The organism is Acanthopleuribacter pedis (assembly GCF_017377855.1).
GTDB lineage: Bacteria > Acidobacteriota > Holophagae > Acanthopleuribacterales > Acanthopleuribacteraceae > Acanthopleuribacter > Acanthopleuribacter pedis.
Map to the genome: position 1 here is coordinate 1 of NZ_JAFREP010000036.1, position 1,824 is coordinate 1,824.

2 protein-coding genes are annotated in these 1,824 nt (G+C 53.2%); both read right to left on the reverse strand.

The features are described 5' to 3' along the window. Nucleotides 1–389: 389 nt before the first annotated feature. Nucleotides 390–1,340, reverse strand: a complete 951-nt coding sequence (locus J3U88_RS28410) for an IS3 family transposase (protein WP_207862401.1) — start codon at nt 1,338–1,340, stop codon at nt 390–392. Between the two features lie 11 nt (nt 1,341–1,351). Beyond that, on the reverse strand, nt 1,352–1,663 hold the full coding sequence (locus J3U88_RS28415; RefSeq protein WP_207862402.1) for a transposase: 312 nt from the start codon (nt 1,661–1,663) through the stop codon (nt 1,352–1,354). Between the last annotated feature and the right edge of the window lie 161 nt (nt 1,664–1,824).

The window sequence follows — 1,824 nt, forward strand, 5'->3', positions numbered from 1 at the left end:
TGCGTGGCCCAAGCGTGAACAGGAATTTCAGAAGGCGAGCATAAGGATCAGCGGGAGCGGTGTCAATCCCAGAGGCAAATGTTTGGTGCCATCGCTACCAGGTTGGAATACCACCGCGCATCCTTGACCCAGGTGGGGCCGACGCGCTGAGAAGCTATACGGCCGACGGGAAGACTGATGTGACATGAAAGCTTTCGCCGCCGGCCGACACTGATTTTAGCGCGTCACCACCTGCATCAAGGACCGCTCCGGGAAAAAATCGGCACCTCCCAACCGAGCAAGCTCGGCTGGGCGCCTCCAATTTTTCCCCTCCGCTTGCGCTAGATTGGGTAGTCCGGCCTCCTGGAATCCTGATGTTTCTCCAAGGAACACTGTTCTCATTGCTGAACTTATGCCGCCTGTCTTGCCGCACGTTTTTCCTTGCGCCGCTGACGTGCTTCTGTAAGCAATCGTTCCCGGCGAGCGAATATTCTCGCGGCTCTGCCGGCAAGCTTGTCGGCGGGGGTAATGTAACCAATCGCGCTATGAAGCCGCTTCGTGTTGTACTCCTGCACGAAGGCCGCAACGGTTGTTCGAGCTTCACTGAGTGATAGCGGTGTTTTGGGTCGGATGCATTCCGCCTTCAAGGTTTTGTGGAACCGCTCCTGCTTGCCGTTGCTCTGTGGATAATAGGGGCTGGTTCGCACGTGGGTCATGCCACTTATACGAACGAACTCCTTGAAATCACGGGCAACGAACTGGGGGCCATTGTCCGAGATGATTCGCGGTCGGGCTTCTGGAGCCGCTTCCTTCGCACGTTGGAGAATGATTTCAACATCTTGCGCCTTCATTTTCTCGCGAATCTCCCAATGGATGATGGCTCGCGAGAAGCCGTCAAGCACGCTGCACATATAGTAAAAGGTTCCCGCGATATTAAGGTAGGTGATGTCGATATGCCAGTGTTGATGGGGCGCCTCAGGATGATCAAAGCCTTTCCCCTTGCTTGACTTGACAGGTTCACGTCGCCCCATTAAGCCGGCTCGCTTGAGCACGTTATAGGTTGTCGAGGGACTCACCGCCACAACTTCGGTATCCAGCATCATGTAGGTTAATCGCCGGTAGCCGACATCTGGATGCTCATGAAAGAAAGCAACGACGGCACGCACTTCCTCAGGCTCCAGCCAGTGATCCCGCGGAACCAAACGGTTGTGTTCGTTAACTTTACCGTAGCGCTTCTTCCAATCGTAAAACTTAGCTGGGTGAAGCCGGAGATCGTGCAAAATCTTCTTAAAGGTCACGCCGGTCAACGCAACCAAGTAGATTACAAAGTCAACCAGGCTGTCCCGTTTATCCGGTTCCACCCAACGCCCGTTTAAATCTCCCCAATGTTTTTTTTTGCTTTGATCAGCTCGGTGACAAGTTCGCTAATAACGCTGTCTTTTTGTCCCAGCTTGGCCTGAAGCTCTTCGAGCCGGCGTGTCTCTGTATCGACCTTTGTCTTCGCGCCACTTTCGAACGCTTTGGCCCCATTTTCGAAGAAGGTCTTCTGCCATCGGTAGAACATGTTGGGGTTGATGTTGAGTTCGTCGCAGATATCAGAAATACGTTCACCATTGACGAGGTGGCGCTTGAGAATGGCGACCTTTTGTTCGCCGGAGTAATAGTTTCGCTTTTTTTTGGCCACAGGAGTGCTCCTCTTTATCGCTTAGCGAGATTTTAGAAGATTCCTGTTCCGACGTGGGCATTGCAGTAGACGCATTGTCAATCTCCTTTAGCTGTCATCGCTTCCTTCGCTTATCTCGGATCAGGGTCCCTTCCCTCCATCAGAATTACCCGATCTCCGCG